The organism is Rhodovulum sp. ES.010, from assembly GCF_900142935.1.
Classification (GTDB): domain Bacteria; phylum Pseudomonadota; class Alphaproteobacteria; order Rhodobacterales; family Rhodobacteraceae; genus Rhodovulum.
On the sequence record NZ_FSRS01000001.1, the window covers coordinates 87,986 to 103,169 of the forward strand.

Annotated in this window: 19 protein-coding genes; 13 read left to right on the forward strand and 6 right to left on the reverse strand. The window is 69.3% G+C overall.

Annotation, left to right across the window (positions count from 1 at the left end):
• Window positions 1–110 precede the first annotated feature (110 nt).
• The 4 genes from BUR28_RS00490 to BUR28_RS19765 all read right to left on the reverse strand — a co-directional run bounded on the left by BUR28_RS00490 (window position 111) and on the right by BUR28_RS19765 (window position 2,685).
• The gene (locus BUR28_RS00490) at window positions 111–566 is read right to left on the reverse strand and encodes a VOC family protein (protein WP_074218319.1); all 456 of its coding nucleotides are present in this window, start codon (window positions 564–566) and stop codon (window positions 111–113) included.
• 84 nt (window positions 567–650) lie between these two features.
• On the reverse strand, window positions 651–1,076 hold the full coding sequence (locus BUR28_RS00495) for an acyl-CoA thioesterase (protein ID WP_371441576.1): 426 nt from the start codon (window positions 1,074–1,076) through the stop codon (window positions 651–653).
• Window positions 1,077–1,112: 36 nt separating this feature from the next.
• Entirely contained in the window at window positions 1,113–2,084 is a 972-nt protein-coding gene (locus BUR28_RS00500) for an aminotransferase class IV (RefSeq protein WP_074218320.1), read from the reverse strand.
• 202 nt (window positions 2,085–2,286) lie between these two features.
• Window positions 2,287–2,685 (reverse strand): antibiotic biosynthesis monooxygenase family protein, encoded by a 399-nt coding sequence (locus BUR28_RS19765; protein WP_074218321.1) that lies wholly within the window; start codon window positions 2,683–2,685, stop codon window positions 2,287–2,289.
• Between the two features lie 347 nt (window positions 2,686–3,032).
• Between BUR28_RS19765 and nifA the strand changes: the two genes are divergently transcribed.
• A complete protein-coding gene (nifA, locus tag BUR28_RS00510; RefSeq protein ID WP_074218322.1) occupies window positions 3,033–4,757 on the forward strand; it encodes a nif-specific transcriptional activator NifA in 1,725 nt (574 codons plus the stop codon).
• A 6-nt stretch (window positions 4,758–4,763) separates the two neighbouring features.
• Here the strand turns inward: nifA and BUR28_RS00515 are convergent, their stop codons facing one another.
• Window positions 4,764–4,946: a hypothetical protein gene (locus tag BUR28_RS00515; RefSeq protein ID WP_074218323.1), complete on the reverse strand. Its 183-nt coding sequence runs from the start codon at window positions 4,944–4,946 to the stop codon at window positions 4,764–4,766.
• 231 nt (window positions 4,947–5,177) lie between these two features.
• On the opposite strand from BUR28_RS00515, the gene nifB reads away from it, so the two are divergent.
• From nifB to BUR28_RS00570, 11 genes are all read left to right on the forward strand, one after another.
• Window positions 5,178–6,653: a nitrogenase cofactor biosynthesis protein NifB gene (gene nifB, locus BUR28_RS00520; RefSeq protein WP_074218324.1), complete on the forward strand. Its 1,476-nt coding sequence runs from the start codon at window positions 5,178–5,180 to the stop codon at window positions 6,651–6,653.
• 10 nt (window positions 6,654–6,663) lie between these two features.
• On the forward strand, window positions 6,664–6,858 hold the full coding sequence (locus BUR28_RS00525) for a 4Fe-4S dicluster domain-containing protein (protein ID WP_074218325.1): 195 nt from the start codon (window positions 6,664–6,666) through the stop codon (window positions 6,856–6,858).
• A gap of 4 nt (window positions 6,859–6,862) precedes the next feature.
• The gene (locus BUR28_RS00530) at window positions 6,863–7,636 is read left to right on the forward strand and encodes a 4Fe4S-binding leucine-rich repeat protein (RefSeq protein ID WP_074218326.1); all 774 of its coding nucleotides are present in this window, start codon (window positions 6,863–6,865) and stop codon (window positions 7,634–7,636) included.
• Complete coding sequence (locus BUR28_RS00535; RefSeq protein WP_074218327.1) at window positions 7,623–7,901, forward strand: nitrogen fixation protein NifZ; 279 nt, start codon at window positions 7,623–7,625, stop codon at window positions 7,899–7,901. Before BUR28_RS00530 ends, BUR28_RS00535 begins: the two co-directional genes overlap by 14 nt.
• The gene (gene nifT, locus BUR28_RS00540; protein WP_074218328.1) at window positions 7,898–8,113 is read left to right on the forward strand and encodes a putative nitrogen fixation protein NifT; all 216 of its coding nucleotides are present in this window, start codon (window positions 7,898–7,900) and stop codon (window positions 8,111–8,113) included. Before BUR28_RS00535 ends, nifT begins: the two co-directional genes overlap by 4 nt.
• Complete coding sequence (locus BUR28_RS00545) at window positions 8,110–8,940, forward strand: SIR2 family NAD-dependent protein deacylase (RefSeq protein WP_074218329.1); 831 nt, start codon at window positions 8,110–8,112, stop codon at window positions 8,938–8,940. The genes nifT and BUR28_RS00545 overlap by 4 nt, the downstream gene beginning before the upstream one ends.
• Window positions 8,941–9,227: 287 nt before the next feature.
• Complete coding sequence (nifH, locus tag BUR28_RS00550) at window positions 9,228–10,112, forward strand: nitrogenase iron protein (RefSeq protein WP_074218330.1); 885 nt, start codon at window positions 9,228–9,230, stop codon at window positions 10,110–10,112.
• 64 nt (window positions 10,113–10,176) lie between these two features.
• Entirely contained in the window at window positions 10,177–11,643 is a 1,467-nt protein-coding gene (gene nifD, locus BUR28_RS00555) for a nitrogenase molybdenum-iron protein alpha chain (protein ID WP_074218331.1), read from the forward strand.
• 92 nt (window positions 11,644–11,735) lie between these two features.
• Window positions 11,736–13,274 (forward strand): nitrogenase molybdenum-iron protein subunit beta, encoded by a 1,539-nt coding sequence (nifK, locus tag BUR28_RS00560; protein ID WP_074218332.1) that lies wholly within the window; start codon window positions 11,736–11,738, stop codon window positions 13,272–13,274.
• Between the two features lie 306 nt (window positions 13,275–13,580).
• Entirely contained in the window at window positions 13,581–13,988 is a 408-nt protein-coding gene (locus BUR28_RS00565) for a DUF2177 family protein (protein WP_074218333.1), read from the forward strand.
• 51 nt (window positions 13,989–14,039) lie between these two features.
• A complete protein-coding gene (locus BUR28_RS00570) occupies window positions 14,040–14,348 on the forward strand; it encodes a hypothetical protein (RefSeq protein WP_254813667.1) in 309 nt (102 codons plus the stop codon).
• Window positions 14,349–14,393: 45 nt separating this feature from the next.
• Here the strand turns inward: BUR28_RS00570 and BUR28_RS00575 are convergent, their stop codons facing one another.
• Complete coding sequence (locus tag BUR28_RS00575; RefSeq protein ID WP_074221456.1) at window positions 14,394–14,600, reverse strand: cold-shock protein; 207 nt, start codon at window positions 14,598–14,600, stop codon at window positions 14,394–14,396.
• Between the two features lie 217 nt (window positions 14,601–14,817).
• Here BUR28_RS00575 and BUR28_RS00580 point away from each other — a divergent pair, with 217 nt between their 5' ends.
• Window positions 14,818–15,162 (forward strand): arsenate reductase family protein, encoded by a 345-nt coding sequence (locus BUR28_RS00580; RefSeq protein ID WP_074218334.1) that lies wholly within the window; start codon window positions 14,818–14,820, stop codon window positions 15,160–15,162.
• The last annotated feature ends 22 nt before the right edge of the window (window positions 15,163–15,184 follow it).

Genomic DNA, 15,184 nt, shown 5'->3' on the forward strand with positions numbered 1-15,184 from the left:
CCGTTTTCCCGGGCGAACCGGTGTCTGCATTGCGGGCCGAAGCCGACCTTTGCCCATGTGGCCGCTTCGGCCGCCTTGCCGTTCGGGGTGTGCGAGATCGGGTCTGGCGTTCAGGTGTCCCGCAACCACGGCGTTTCGCTTACGGCAACCAGCAATCCCTCCGGACTGAGAAACCGGGTCACGCGCTGGCCCCAAGGCTCCTCCCGGTCGGCGATCAGAAGATGATAGCCGCGCGCCAGAAGACCTTCGGTCGCGACCGCGATATCCCGAACATCGAATTCCAGCCAAGCCTGGGGCGTCGGCAGATCGTCCGGCCATTCCTGCGTGCCGAAACAGGATTGGGCGGCCTGCGAAAGCGGCCAAAGCGCGAAATGCCTGCACCCTTCCAGTTCGCCATCCTCGGTCGAGAGATAGGTCGTGTTGTCGCCGTAGGGCCGGAGCGGCAGGGCAAGCGCATCCGCATAGAGCGACCGGCTGGCCTCGGCGTCGCGCGTGATGGGGCCGAAACCGGCAACGAAAAGAACGCCGATTTCCGGCGATCCTGGATCAATCCCTGTCTCTCTCATGTCTCCGCCATCTGCTCCGTCTCTGATCGAAACCCTGTCTTCATCGCTCTTGCCGTGCCGGGGTCCAACGGCGCGGAAGGGCGCTCAGCCCGCGTCGGGAGGCTGCGCAGGCGCGGTCGACGGCGTCTGCTTGGGCACCGGGCGGGGCTTGCCGTTCTCGTCGATGGCCACGAAGGTGAACACGCCGCGGGTGACCTGTTCGGTCCATTCCTGGCAGCGGGGCCGGTGCCAGGCGCGGACCTCGATCCGCATGGAACTGCGGCCGACCTTCAGGACCCTGGCGTAAAGCGTCACCTCGTCGCCGACCTGCACGGGCTTGTGGAACTCCATCTCGTCCACCGCGATGGTCGCCGCCCGCCCGCGCGAGATCCGCGCGGCCACGTTGCCGGCGGCAAGGTCCATCTGCGCCATCAGCCAGCCGCCGAAGATATCGCCCGCGGGGTTGGTGTCGGCGGGCATGGCGATGGTGCGGATCACCGGTTCGCCGGTCTCTGGGCTCAGGTCTGGCAAGGGCGCTCTCCTTCTGCTGGCGCACGGGTCGCCGCGCTATAGCCGCTGATCCCGGCCCCGCCAAGACGGGGCGGCGTCGCGCGCCCCGCGCCGGGCCGCGACGTGATCGCGGACGAGCGCGCGGTAGAGCGCGCGGATCCGTTCGGTCACGGGCCGGGTGCCGTCGCCGATGGGCCGGCCGTCGATCTCGGCCACCGGGGTCTGGGCGCCGAAGGTGCCGGTCAGGAACGCCTCGTCCGCGCCGTAGGCTTCGACCAGGGAAAAATTCTTCTGGAAGACCGGGATGCCGTCGGCGCGGCACAGCTCGATCACCTTGGCGCGCGTCACCCCGTTCATGCAGTAGTCGCCCGTGCTGGTCCACACCTCGCCCTTGCGCACGATGAAGAAGTTGCAGGCGTTGGTGGTGTTCACGAAGCCCATCGGGTCGAGCATCAGCGCCTCGTCGGCGCCGGCCTGTTCGGCCTGCAGGCAGGCGATCACGCAGTTGAGCTTGGAGTGGCTGTTATACTTGGCGTCCTGGCTCATCGGCAGCCCGCGGACCTGGGGCACCGTGGCGAGGCGGAGGCCCGCGGAGAGGCGTTCGGCCGGTTTCGAATGTTCCATGATGATCACGACCGTCGGCCCCGAGCGCGACAGCGCGGGGTGCTGGAACGGGCGCAGCTTGACGCCCCGCGTCACCATCAGGCGGCAATGGACCGCGTCGGTCATGGCGTTGGCCTCGGCCGTCATGGTCAGCGCGTCGAGAATACCCTGCCGGTCCATCCCGATATCGAGCCCGACCGCGCGGCAACTCTCGAACAGGCGGTCCATGTGCTCGTCGAAGAAGGCCCAGACGCCGTCGTGAAGCCGCATCCCCTCCCACATGCCGTCGCCGAGCATGAAGCCGGAATCGTAGACCGACACCGTGGCCCGGTCGCGGGGCAGCAGCGCGCCGTTGACGTAGATCAGGATGTCGCGGTTGCGCGGGTCGTCCTCGGCGTCGTGGGTGGTGGCGGGCTGGTCGGGCATGGGCGTTTCCGGTCGCTGGGGCAGGGGCAGCCTGCACCCGCGTCCGGGATTGTCAACACGCCCGGGCCGGCGCCTCGGCCCGGTCCGTCATCGTGTCGTCGCGGGAAATGCGGAAGAGGCGCACCTCGGCGGCGCCCCCGGCCTGCATCCGCGCGGCAAGGTCCGCCGCGGCCGCGCCCTCGGTCGCCTCGGCGAGCGAGGGCTAGCGGCCCGGCCGCGTCACGCTTTCATGGGCGCGGCCCGTGTCGGCGGGCGCGGTGCCGTAGGCGGCCACGAGATACCGCCCCGGCCCGGTGGGCGCGGTCCCCGGCCCCGGCCGGGCCTGCGGGTCGACGCGGATGCGGTAGGCGTCGAAATGCAGCCGCCGCCCGGCCCACTGGCTGGCCCGGTGCGCCATGTCGCGCCGCCAGGCCGCGCTCGCCGCCTCGTCCACCCAGAGCCGGTGCGACAGCAGGGCGTCGGGCGCGTCGCGCGGGCGGAAGCGTTCGAGGGAGAGAAGGCCGCGATGCCGCGCGAGGACGGGCCGCAGCCGGTCGACATGCGCGAAGTCGTCCGGCATGTGGCCGGGCCTGGGCTGGACGTCGAAGAAGAGGCACTGCATGGGCCGGTCCGGGCGGGTCGCGTCGGGCCGGAGTGTCGCCCGTGGCCGGCGATGCGGCGAGGGGCGCGGCGGCCCGCGAGGGCGGGGCCGCGCGAATCGCGCCCGCCCCGGCGCGCGGGGGGCGGCCCGGCCGGCGACATGGCGGCGCACATTTACGCGGCAGTGCAGCATGAATTGCCATCGAAATCGTCGGCAGGCGGCGCGGTGCCGGCCCCGGGGCGCCGGACTGCCCGGGCAGGGCGGGGGCAAACTGGACAGGGGGCGGCACGGTGCGGAATACTGCAAATGCAGCATTTCAGGTCCGAACCAAACCGATCCGGGGCGGCGTGCCCCGGTCGGGAGAGCCCATGACAGAAGAACGACATTCCCTGGCCACGGTCGTCGAGGCCGCGAAAATCCTGACCGGGGCGAGCGACCCGGTCGCCGCGATGCCCTCGGTCCTGAACGTGATGTCCTCGTTCATGGGGCTCAGGATGGGGGCGCTGGCGCTTCTGGACGATTCCGGCAAGGCGCGGCCCGAATGCGGCAAGGTGAACCCCTTCACCATCGCCGCGACGATCCGGGGCACCACGGGCGCGCCCGCGACCTCGGGGCACCTGCCGGTCGCCGCCACCCGCGCGGTGTTCCGCACCGGCGTCGCGATCGTGTCGCGCGACGCGGCCGAGGAGCTGGGGTCCGACGCGGTGCCCGCCGCCCTCGCGGAGGGGCGATACGCCTTCATCGCCGTGCCGATCCGCGAACAGGTGCACTCGCCCTACGTGATCGGGGTGCTGGGCGCCTGGCGCGACATCTCGGAGGACGAGGGGCAGAGCCTCGACGACGATCAGCGCGTGATGACGATGATCGCCTCGATCCTGGAACAGTCGGTGAAGTTCCGCCGGCTCGTCGCCCGCGACCGCGAGCGGCTGATGGAAGAGGCGCGCGCCGCGCTTCACGCCGCGAGCGAGACCTCGCCGGAGGATTGCCGGCTGCGCGGCGCGCCGATCGAGGGCATCATCGGCGACAGCCCCGCGATCAAGGCGGTGACGGCGCAGATCCGCAAGGTGGCGCGCACCAACACGCCGGTCCTGCTGCGCGGCGAAAGCGGCACCGGCAAGGAGCTGTTCGCGCGCGCCGTCCACGCGCTGTCCGAGCGCAAGGACAAGCCCTTCGTCAAGGTCAACTGCGCGGCGCTGAGCCAGAGCCTGCTGGAATCCGAACTCTTCGGGCATGAAAAGGGGTCGTTCACCGGCGCCGTGGCGCAGAAGAAGGGCCGGTTCGAACTGGCCGACAAGGGCACGCTGTTTCTTGACGAGATCGGCGAGATCGGGCCGGAATTCCAGGCCAAGCTCCTGCGTATCCTGCAGGAGGGCGAATACGAACGGGTCGGCGGGTCGCGCACGCTGAAGGTGGATGTGCGCCTCGTGACCGCCACGAACAAGGACCTGGAGGCCGCCGTGGCGCGCGGCGATTTCCGCGCCGACCTGTATTTCCGCATCTGCGTCGTGCCCATCGTGCTGCCGCCCCTGCGCGAGCGGCTGGAGGACGTGCCGAAGCTGGCCCAGACCTTCCTGGCCCGGTTCAACGCGCAGAACGGCATGGAAAAGCGCATGACGCCCGAGGCGATGGCGCAGCTTGCCCGCTGCCGGTTCCCGGGCAACGTGCGCGAACTGGAAAACTGCGTCAGCCGGGTCGCCGCGCTGTCGTCGGGCCCGGTGATCGACGCGCAGGAACTGGCCTGCAGCCAGGGCACCTGCCTGTCGGCCGAGCTGTGGCGGATGCAGAGCGGCGAGCATTCGCCGATCGGCGGGCTCGCCGCGATCCGCCCGCCGCTGCCGGTGATCGACAGCGCCGCCGGTCAGCGCCCGCCGGGGGGGGCGGCGGCCCGCGGCTTCGCCGAGCCGCCCGTCCCGCCGCTGCGTCCGCCGGTCCCCGAGGCCGCGGTGCCGCCGCAGGACGACCGCGCGCGCCTGATCGACGCGATGGAGCGTGCCGGATGGGTGCAGGCCAAGGCCGCGCGGCTGCTGGGCCTGACGCCCCGCCAGATCGGCTATGCGCTGAAGAAGCACAATATCGAGGTGCGCAAGTTCTGAGCCGGCTCACTTGACCGGCAAACCGCGCAGCGCCGGGCAGAAGCGGCGGTCCGGCGCGGCGGGCATGTCGCACCAGGTCACGGGACAGGGCGGCGCGGCGCGGTCGCCCGCCCGCGCCTCATCCACGTGCAGGCAGCGCAGCGTCCGGGTCGGGCGCGTCGGCGGGTAGGCGGGCTCTCGTGTCGTCATGTCGGTCCTCCGTCTGCGGGGGCGGCGCGCCGGCGGCGCCATGGCCCGGACCCATCTACACGGCCGCCCCTGCCACGCCCCTGACGGGCCCTGTCAGCTCTGCATCAGCCTGTCGCGTTTCCGACGTTCTGTCGGTCCCCGCGCGGGGCCTGCGGCCCGCCGGGCCGGGCGCAAGGCGGTTGGCACGGTGCGTGCTTCCCCGAACGGTGAGCCTTTGAAAGGAGTTTGCCGATGTCCGCCCCCCTGATCCCGATTTCCGGTCTTTCGGTGTCCAGCCGGCACGAGATGGGGGAGGCGCTGTCCAAGGCGGGATGCACCAAGTCCGCCTGCGGCTCGTCGGCCGGGCCGGCGGACATGGACCCGGAGACCTGGGCCAAGGTCAAGGACCACCCCTGCTACTCCGAAGAGGCGCACCACTATTTCGCGCGGATGCACGTCGCGGTGGCGCCCGCCTGCAACATCCAGTGCAACTACTGCAACCGCAAGTACGACTGCGCCAACGAAAGCCGCCCGGGCGTCGTGTCCGAACGCCTCACCCCCGAGCAGGCCGCGCGCAAGGTGCTGGCCGTCGCCGCCGAGGTGCCGCAGCTTTCGGTCCTGGGCATCGCCGGGCCGGGCGACGCCGCCTATGACTGGCGCAAGACCCGGGCGACCTTCGCGCTGGTGGCCGAGCGGCTGCCCGACATCAAGCTCTGCCTGTCCTCGAACGGGCTGGCGCTGCCCGACCATGTCGAGGAGATCGTGGCGATGAACATCGACCACGTCACCATCACGATCAACGCCATCGACGCGGAAATCGGGGCCGGGATCGTCCCGTGGATCTTCTTCGACGGCAAGCGCCGCACGGGGATCGAGGCCGCCACCATCCTGCGCGACCGGCAGTTGCAAGCCCTTGAAATGCTGCACGAACGCGGCGTTCTGGTGAAGGTGAACTCGGTCCTGGTCCCGGGCGTGAACGACGACCACCTGATCGAGGTGAACAAGGCGGTGAAGGCGCGCGGCGCCTTTTTGCACAACATCATGCCGCTGATCTCCGACCCGGCGCATGGCACGCATTTCGGCCTGACCGGCCAGCGCGGCCCCACCGCGGCGGAACTGAAGAAGGTACAGGACGCCTGCGCGGGCGGCGCCAACCTGATGCGCCACTGCCGCCAGTGCCGCGCCGACGCGGTGGGCCTGTTGGGCGAGGATCGCGGGCAGGAGTTCACGCTGGACAAGCTGCCCGAGGAGATCGAGGACGCCCCCGAGGTGCGCGCGGCCTATCGCGACTGGGTGGCCGAGGAACGCAAGGACCGCCGCACCGCCGCCGAACATGCCGATGCGGCCGCCGAAAGCGTGGAGCAGAGCACGCTCTTTGCCGTCTGCACCCGCGGTTCGGGCCGGATCAACATGCATTTCGGCAAGGTCACCGAGTTCCAGATCTACGAGGCGGACGGCGACGGCATCCGCTTCGTCGGCCATCGCCGGGCGGACAATTACTGCCTCGGCGGCCATGGCGACGAAGAGCGGATGGAGGAGATCACCCGCGTGCTGGCGGACGTGCCTTTCGTGCTGTGCCAGAAGATCGGCGAGCGGCCCCGCAAGACGCTGGCCGCGGCGGGGATCGAGGCGATCGACAGCCTGGGCGAGGACTATATCGAGACGGCCATCGCCGCGGTCCTGCAAGCGCGCGCCGCGCGCCGCGGCGTCGCCGCCCAGGGCGCGTGAGGCGCCCGGCATGGCCTACCGGATCGTCACCGGGAATTGCACCCTCTGCGGCGCCTGCGAGTTCGAATGCCCCAACGCGGCGATCGAGTTCCAGGACGACACCTATGTCATCAACCCCGAGACCTGCAGCGAATGCGAAGGCAAGTACGAGACCCCGCAATGCGCCGAGATCTGCCCGGTGCCCGACACCTGCATCCCGGCCTGACGCGATGCCGGACGGGCCCGACCCGGTGGACTGGCAGGGCGCGCGGCTGGACTGCGCGGGGTGCCGGTTCGCGGACTTGCGGGCCGCGCGGCAGTGCGGGCCGGGCTGGTCCTGCGCCTTCGACCGCTACGCGCCCCGGATCGCGCGGTTCTTCATGATGAATCCCGGGGCCGCCGAGACCTGCCTCGACGCGGACTATGGCGAGACGCGGGCGCAGGCGGCGCGCATCGCCAACCTGTTCCGCGTCCGTCCGCTGCTGGACGACCCCGACCCCGGCGTCCGCGCGGTGGCGGTGCTGCGGCTGCCGGTGGCGCAGGCGCGCGCGGCGCTCGGGGATCCCGACCGCACTGTGCGCGCCGCGCTCGCCCGGCGGCTGCCGTTTGCCGATATCGCGCCGCTGCTGGACGATGCCGACCCTTACGTGCGCCTCGTGGCGGCGCGGCGGGCCGATCCCGGCGTGCTGCCGATCCTGGTGCACGACCCCGACCCGGAAATCCGCATGCTGGTGGCCGACCGCGTCGCGCCGCGCTGGCTGATGCACCTGGTCGGCGACCCCGACCCGCTGGTGCGCCGGGCCGTCGCGGGGCGCATCGCGCCCGAGAACCTCGGCGCCATGGCCCTCGATCCCGACCTGCGCGTGCGCCACGCGGTGGCCGAGCGGGCCGGCGCGGAGATTGCCAGGCGGCTTCTCGACGATCCCGAAGCCCCGGTCCGGGAGGCCGCCGCGGCCCGGCTCGCGGCGCTGGACAGCGAAAGGAACGGCGATGTCGACCGATGACCGCGAGATCGAGATCTACGGCCCCCCCGCCTACGAGCCGGGCGAGAAGGTCCGCGCGAAGAAGCACATCCGCAACGACGGCACGGTGCCCGGCCGCGAGATCGGCGAATTCGTCGTGGCCAAGGGCGAGGTCGGCTATGTCCGCGACATCGGCACCTTCCTGAACCAGTTCTACATCTACGCCGTCGAGTTCGTCGACAGCCGCTCGATCATCGGCATGCGCCGCGACGAGCTCGACCGCCTGACAGAGGAGACCGCCCCATGAAGATCACCGTCCGCGAAACCCCCAAGGGCATGGAGGTCTACGTGCCGAAGAAGGACCTCGAAGAGCTGGTCGTGGAGTCCGAGAAGCCCGGGATCTGGGGCGGCTGGGCGAAGCTGTCCAACGGCTGGACCTTCGCGATGCCCGACCTCGACGCGCCGAAACTGCCGATCACGGTGGATGCGCGGCGGCTGTCGGTGGAGGAGGAGGGATGAGCGCGCACCGTTTGGTGCAGCTTCTGGACGAGGTCGCCGCGGGCGACCGGGTGCCCTATCTGGGCGCGGGCGTCGCGGCGGCGGCGGGCGATGCGCAGCCGGCCTCGCCCGAGGCGCTCTGCGCCGCGATCGAGGCCCGGGTGCGGGCGCCGAAACGGGCGCGCGGCAACCTCTGGTCGGTCGCGCAGTTCGTGGAGAGCCGGCGCTTTCGCAAGACGCTGGAAACCATCGTCCAGGCCGCCTTTGCCGAGCGGCCGGCGCCGGGGCCCCTGCACCGCTGGCTGGTGCGGGCCCGCCCGCCGCTGATCGTGGACGCCTGGTACGACAGCCAGATCCTGGACGCGGCGCGGACCGAGGGCGCGGGCGGCTGGGGCTGGGTGCAGGGCGTCAGCCGCCAGGGCCAGTGGCGCGAAATCTGGACGCGCGCCTATGACGCGACCGGCGCGCTGGTGGGCGAGGCGCCCGACCCGGGCTGGGAGACGCTGATCTACAAGCCGCACGGGGTGATCCGCGAGGGCCATTCCTTCCTGATGTCGGACAGCGACTATGTGGAGGTGCTGACCGAGATCGACATCCAGTCGCCGATCCCCGAGGAGGTGCAGGCGCGCCGTGCCGGGCGGCCCTTCCTGTTTCTGGGCTGCCGCTTCGACGACCAGATGCTGCGGATCTTCGCCCGCCAGATCGCGAAACGCTCGGGCGAGGGCCACGCCGCGGTGATCGCGGGGGAGTTGACGCGGATGGAGCGGAAATTCCTCGACGAGCTGGGCATCGAGCGGCTGGACCTGCCGCTGTCGGCGGTGAGCGACGCGATCGGCGCCCCGGCCTGAACACCGATCCGAATGAGCGCGCTGGCGCGCGCACGCCGTCGGTTTGCGGCCCCCTTGCGGGGGCCGCGGCCGTTTCGGGCGCGGCCGGGACGCGCCCCGCCGATTGTCGGGTCTTTGTCGGGTTCGACACAGCCCGGCCCCGCGGTGGAGGGGCGGGCAGAATATTGATTTTCCATGAAATTAACCTGCGAGGGGGTTGGCACGCTTCCTGCTTCGACAGGGGATGAGAGCGGCCGCGACGCCTTCTCGCGACACGGACACGAGACAACACGCAAAGGACGAACCCCATGAGCGCGCTGAGACAGATCGCCTTTTACGGCAAGGGTGGCATCGGCAAATCCACCACTTCGCAGAACACGCTGGCCGCCCTGGTCGAGATGGATCAGAAGATCCTGATCGTCGGCTGCGACCCCAAGGCGGATTCCACCCGCCTGATCCTGAACTCCAAGGCGCAGGACACGGTGCTGCACCTGGCCGCCGAGATGGGCTCGGTCGAGGACCTGGAGCTCGAGGACGTGATGCAGGTCGGCTACAAGGGCATCAAGTGCACCGAGTCCGGCGGCCCCGAGCCGGGCGTGGGCTGCGCCGGCCGCGGCGTGATCACCGCGATCAACTTCCTGGAAGAGAACGGCGCCTATGACGACGTGGACTACGTGTCCTACGACGTGCTCGGCGACGTGGTCTGCGGCGGCTTCGCGATGCCTATCCGCGAGAACAAGGCGCAGGAGATCTACATCGTGATGTCGGGCGAGATGATGGCGCTTTACGCGGCCAACAACATCGCCAAGGGCATTCTGAAATACGCCAATTCGGGCGGCGTGCGCCTGGGCGGGCTGATCTGCAACGAGCGCCAGACCGACCGCGAGCTGGACCTGGCCGAGGAACTGGCCAAGAAGCTGGGCACCAGGATGATCCACTTCGTGCCGCGCGACAACGTGGTGCAGCACGCGGAACTGCGCCGCCAGACGGTGATCCAGTACGATCCCGACTGCCAGCAGGCCCAGGAATACCGCCAGCTCGCGCAGAAGATCCACGACAACTCGGGCAAGGGCGTGGTGCCGACCCCGGTGACGATGGAAGAGCTGGAGCAGATGCTGCTCGACTTCGGGATCATGCAGTCCGAGGAGGACCGCCTCGCGCAGATCGCCGCGGAAGAGGCGAAGTCGGCCTGAGTTCCCCCGTTCGCGGGCCGGCGCGGACGCGCCGGCCGCCCCCTGTCCCAAGGAGCCCCTGAAGATGGCAAAAGACCTGGAAGACGGCGGTTACGAGGCCCTCATCGAAGAGGTCCTCTCCGCCTACCCGAAAAAGGCGCAGAAGAAGCGCGCCAAGCACCTGTCCACCGCCGGCACGGTGGAGGAGGGCGAAACCGAGATCGTGTCGAAATGCGACACGGTGAAATCCAACGTGAAATCCGTCCCCGGCGTGATGACGATCCGCGGCTGCGCCTATGCCGGGTCGAAAGGCGTGGTCTGGGGCCCGGTCAAGGACATGGTCCATATCAGCCACGGCCCCGTCGGCTGCGGGCATTATTCCTGGTCGCAGCGGCGCAACTACTACACCGGCACCACCGGGGTCGACAGCTTCGTGACCTTCCAGTTCACGACCGACTTCCAGGAGAAGGACATCGTCTTCGGCGGCGACAGGAAGCTTGAGAAGACGATCGACGAGATCGCCGAGCTGTTCCCGCTGGCCAAGGGCATCTCGGTCCAGTCGGAATGCCCGATCGGGCTGATCGGAGACGACATCGAGGCGGTGGCGCGCAAGAAGAAGAAGGATGTCGGAAAGACCATCGTGCCGGTGCGCTGCGAGGGCTTTCGCGGCGTGTCGCAATCGCTGGGCCACCACATCGCCAACGACGCGATCCGCGACTGGGTGCTGGAGGGCGAAGGCTCCGCCTACGAGGCGACCGATTACGACGTCAACATCATCGGCGATTACAACATCGGCGGCGATGCCTGGTCGTCGCGCATCCTGCTGGAAGAGATCGGCCTGAACGTCGTCGGCTCCTGGTCGGGCGACGCGACCATCGCCGAGATGGAGAACGCGCCCAAGGCCAAGCTGAACCTGATCCACTGCTACCGGTCGATGAACTACATCTGCCGCCACATGGAAGAGAACCACGGCGTGCCGTGGATGGAGTACAACTTCTTCGGACCCAGCCAGATCGCGGCCTCCCTGCGCGCGATCGCCGCCAGGTTCGACAAGACCATCCAGGACAAGGCCGAAGAGGTCATCGCGAAGTACCAGCCGCTGGTCGACGAGGTGCTGGCGAAATACAAGCCGCGCCTCGAAGGCAAGAAGGTGATGCTGTATGTCGGCGGCCTGCGTCCGCGCCACGTCGTGACCGCCTATCACGACCTCGGCATGGAGATCGCCGGCACCGGCTACGAGTTCGCCCATGGCGACGACTACAAGCGCACCGGCGAGTACATCAAGGAAGGCACGCTGATCTACGACGACGTCACCGGCTACGAGCTGGAGAAGTTCATCGAGACGGTCCGCCCCGATCTCGTGGGCTCGGGCATCAAGGAAAAGTACCCGACGCAGAAGATGGGCATCCCGTTCCGCCAGATGCACAGCTGGGACTATTCCGGCCCGTATCACGGCTATGACGGCTTCGCGATCTTCGCCCGCGACATGGATCTCGCGATCAACAACCCGGTCTGGGGGCTGTTCGACGCGCCCTGGAAGAAATCGGCCTGACGGCCGCGGCGGGGGCAGGCTGCCCCCGCGTCCCCTCAACCCTTTCGGCCGGCGTCCCGGAATGCGGACGGGCCTGAAGAAGGATAAGACCCATGCCTCAATCGGCAGACAAGGTGCTCGACCACAACACGCTGTTTCACGAGCCCGAATACAAGCAGATGCTTGAAAACAAGCGGGCCAAGTACGAAAACGCCACGCCCGCGCCCCAGGTGACCGAAATCCTCGACTGGACCAAGTCCTGGGAGTACCGCGAGAAGAACCTCGCCCGCGAGGCGCTGGTGATCAACCCCGCCAAGGCCTGCCAGCCGCTGGGCGCGGTCTTCGCCGCCGCCGGATTCGAGGGCACGATGAGCTTCGTGCACGGCTCGCAGGGCTGCGTGGCCTATTACCGCTCGCACCTGTCGCGCCATTTCAAGGAGCCCTGCTCGGCGGTCTCGTCCTCGATGACCGAGGATGCGGCGGTGTTCGGCGGGCTGGTCAACATGGTCGACGGGCTGGCCAACACCTATGCCCTCTACGAGCCCAAGATGATCGCGGTCTCGACCACCTGCATGGCCGAGGTGATCGGCGACGACCTCAACTCCTTCATCCTCCAGGCCAAGGAGAAGGAGAGCGTGCCGGCCGATTTCGACGTGCCCTACGCCCACACGCCCGCCTTCGTCGGCAGCCATGTGGACGGCTACGACAACATGATGAAGGGCATCATGGGTCACTTCTGGAAGGACGCCAAGCGCAAGGCCAATACCTCGATCAACATCATCCCCGGCTTCGACGGCTTCGCGGTGGGCAACAACCGCGAACTGACCCGGATGCTGGGCGAGATGGGCGTGAAGTACACCGTGCTCTCGGACGTGTCGGATGTCTACGACACGCCGTCGGACGGCGAGTTCCGGATGTATGACGGCGGCACCAAGCTCGACGACGTCAAGTCCGCGGTCAATGCCAAGGCCACCGTCTCGATGCAGATGTACAACACCAAGCGCACGATGGAGATGGTGGAAAAGACCGGCCAGGAAACGGCCGCCTTCCACTACCCGATGGGCGTGGCCGGCACCGACGAATTCCTGATGAAGATCAGCGAGTTGTCGGGCAAGGCGGTCCCCGAGAGCCTGACGCTGGAACGCGGCCGCCTGGTCGACGCGATGGCCGACAGCCAGGCCTACCTGCATGGGCGTACCTACGCGATCTACGGCGATCCGGACTTCGTCTACGCGATGGCCCGCTTCGTGATGGAGACCGGCGGCGAGCCGACCCATTGCCTGGCCACCAATGGCGGCAAGGAGTGGAAGGCGAAGATGGAGGCGCTGCTGGCCGCCTCGCCCTTCGGCCAGGGCGCCCAGGTCTGGGCCGGCAAGGACCTGTGGCACCTGCGCTCGATCCTGGCGACCGAGCCCACGGACATGCTGATCGGCAACAGCTACGGCAAGTATCTGGAGCGTGACCTCGGGATTCCGCTGATCCGGCTGACCTTCCCGATCTTCGACCGCCACCACCACCACCGCTTCCCCACCTGGGGCTACCAGGGCGGGTTGAACGTGCTGGTGAAGCTGCTCGACACCGTGTTCGACAAGCTCGACACCGATACGGGCACCCTGGGCGAGACCGACATTTCCTTCGATCTCACCCGCTGACCGGCGGCCCCGGCGCCCCCTGTCCCGGCGCCGGGGGCTGCGGTCCGGTCCCGCTTCCGGGGCTGCACGAGGCGCGGGCCGCAACCGGGCAGGGGGCTCCGCCCCCCGTCCTGCGGACTCCCCCCCGGGATATTTCCGGCCAGAAGAAGGCGCCGGGTCCTGGGCCCGGGCGCACTGCGCCGGCGCCATTCACGTCGGATGCGGGGCCGCGCGACAAGGGCGACGTCGCGGGGCGCGCGCGGCGCGCCGCGCATTGCCCGGACGGCGTGGCGCCCTAGCATTGGCGAAACGGACAAGGGGGACCCCATGCAGATCGTCACCATCGGCGCGCTTTACCTCGTCACCGCGGTCGTGTTCCTCGCGGTGGATGCCTTCATGCTGAAGACCGTGATGCGCCCGCTCTTCGAGCGCCATGTCGGCGACTGGCTTCTGGAAAACCCGCGGATGGGGGCGGCGGCGGCGTTCTACCTGGCCTATGTCGCGGGGCTGGTCTACCTCGTCAGCTGGCCCGCGCTGCAGGCGGGCGATCCGCGCCAGGCATTGATCCAGGGGGCGATCGTGGGGGCGATGGCCTATGGCACCTACGAGTTCACCAACTGGGCGACGCTGAAGAACTGGTCGGTGGTGCAGGTCGCCGTCGACACCGCCTGGGGCACGCTGCTGACGGCGGGGTCGGCCTGGGTGGGCGTGATGGTGGCGCGCTGGATCGCCTGAGCCGGCGCGTCGGGGCTTCGCGTTCCGTCATGAAACTGTTACATTGCCCGCATGACGACACGCGGGGTCACGATGGCGGGTCTGGGAGCGCTCCTGGCCGCGGGGGCGGGCGGCGCGAAGGCGGCCTCGCCCATCGCCGAGGTGCTGTGCGCGCCGCGCGCCGAGCTGGTGCGGAAGCTGGAAGGCCAGTATGGCGAGGTCCGGCGCGGCGTCGGGCTGAACGGCCCCGACCGGGTGATGGAGCTGTGGTCCAGCCCCCGCTCGGGCGACTGGACGCTGGTGATGAGCTATGCCAGCGGCACGGCCTGCATCGTGGCGATGGGCGAGGACTGGCAACCGCTGGAGCCCCCGCCCGCCTGACGAACGCCCGCCTGACGAACGCCCGACCGGACGTCCGATCGGGGGTCAGATCGTCTTGAGGTCGCCGGCCGACTGGCGCCCGTCGCGGCCCTCGATCATCTCGAAGGACACTTTCTGATTGTCGGCCAGGCCGGTCAGGCCCGCGCGCTCCACGGCCGAGATGTGCACGAAAACGTCCTTGCCGCCGTCATCGGGCGCGATGAACCCGTAACCCTTTGTCGTGTTGAACCATTTCACGGTGCCGGTGGGCATCGTCGTCATCTCCTTCTTGGGTTTCCGCGCCCGCGGGATTGCGGGGGCGCGGGTCACAGCCAGGTCTTCCAGTCTTCCGGCTGCCCCTGAAGGAGGAGCGGTCGTCCAGGTCGTCTGCCGTCACGGAGCAGGATGATGAGGGGCGAATCGGCCAAAAGGCAAGCGCGGAGTGGTGCCCGCGGCGCAGTCGGCTATACTGCGCGCATGGGGGCGTGCGATGATCGTCTACGGTTTGAAATCCTGCGACACCTGCCGGAAAGCCCGCGCCGCGCTGGAGCGCGGGGGGCAGGCGGTGACGTTCCGCGACGTGCGGGCCGCGCCGCCGGGCGAGGCCGAGTTCGCGCGCTTTTTCGCGGCGTTCGGCGCGGCGCTGATCAACCGGCGGTCGACGACGTGGCGCGGTTTGTCCGAGGCGGAGCGGGCGGAGGACCCGGTCCGGCTGCTGCAGGCCCACCCGGCGCTGATGAAGCGCCCGGTGATCGAGGCGGACGGGCAACTCTGGCTCGGCTGGGGGGAGGAGGTGCGGGCGGCGCTGCTTGGCAGCACGGCCGGGGACGCGTAGATCGGGACGCAGGCAAAGGAGT

Coding starts and splice junctions, on each gene's coding strand:
- BUR28_RS00490 (WP_074218319.1), bottom strand. CDS start 566: ATGAGAGAGACAGGGATTGATCCAGGATCGCCGGAAATCGGCGTTCTT.
- BUR28_RS00500 (WP_074218320.1), bottom strand. CDS start 2,084: ATGCCCGACCAGCCCGCCACCACCCACGACGCCGAGGACGACCCGCGC.
- BUR28_RS19765 (WP_074218321.1), bottom strand. CDS start 2,685: ATGCAGTGCCTCTTCTTCGACGTCCAGCCCAGGCCCGGCCACATGCCG.
- nifA (WP_074218322.1), top strand. CDS start 3,033: ATGACAGAAGAACGACATTCCCTGGCCACGGTCGTCGAGGCCGCGAAA.
- BUR28_RS00515 (WP_074218323.1), bottom strand. CDS start 4,946: ATGACGACACGAGAGCCCGCCTACCCGCCGACGCGCCCGACCCGGACG.
- nifB (WP_074218324.1), top strand. CDS start 5,178: ATGTCCGCCCCCCTGATCCCGATTTCCGGTCTTTCGGTGTCCAGCCGG.
- BUR28_RS00525 (WP_074218325.1), top strand. CDS start 6,664: ATGGCCTACCGGATCGTCACCGGGAATTGCACCCTCTGCGGCGCCTGC.
- BUR28_RS00530 (WP_074218326.1), top strand. CDS start 6,863: ATGCCGGACGGGCCCGACCCGGTGGACTGGCAGGGCGCGCGGCTGGAC.
- BUR28_RS00535 (WP_074218327.1), top strand. CDS start 7,623: ATGTCGACCGATGACCGCGAGATCGAGATCTACGGCCCCCCCGCCTAC.
- nifT (WP_074218328.1), top strand. CDS start 7,898: ATGAAGATCACCGTCCGCGAAACCCCCAAGGGCATGGAGGTCTACGTG.
- BUR28_RS00545 (WP_074218329.1), top strand. CDS start 8,110: ATGAGCGCGCACCGTTTGGTGCAGCTTCTGGACGAGGTCGCCGCGGGC.
- nifH (WP_074218330.1), top strand. CDS start 9,228: ATGAGCGCGCTGAGACAGATCGCCTTTTACGGCAAGGGTGGCATCGGC.
- nifD (WP_074218331.1), top strand. CDS start 10,177: ATGGCAAAAGACCTGGAAGACGGCGGTTACGAGGCCCTCATCGAAGAG.
- nifK (WP_074218332.1), top strand. CDS start 11,736: ATGCCTCAATCGGCAGACAAGGTGCTCGACCACAACACGCTGTTTCAC.
- BUR28_RS00565 (WP_074218333.1), top strand. CDS start 13,581: ATGCAGATCGTCACCATCGGCGCGCTTTACCTCGTCACCGCGGTCGTG.
- BUR28_RS00570 (WP_254813667.1), top strand. CDS start 14,040: ATGACGACACGCGGGGTCACGATGGCGGGTCTGGGAGCGCTCCTGGCC.
- BUR28_RS00575 (WP_074221456.1), bottom strand. CDS start 14,600: ATGCCCACCGGCACCGTGAAATGGTTCAACACGACAAAGGGTTACGGG.
- BUR28_RS00580 (WP_074218334.1), top strand. CDS start 14,818: ATGATCGTCTACGGTTTGAAATCCTGCGACACCTGCCGGAAAGCCCGC.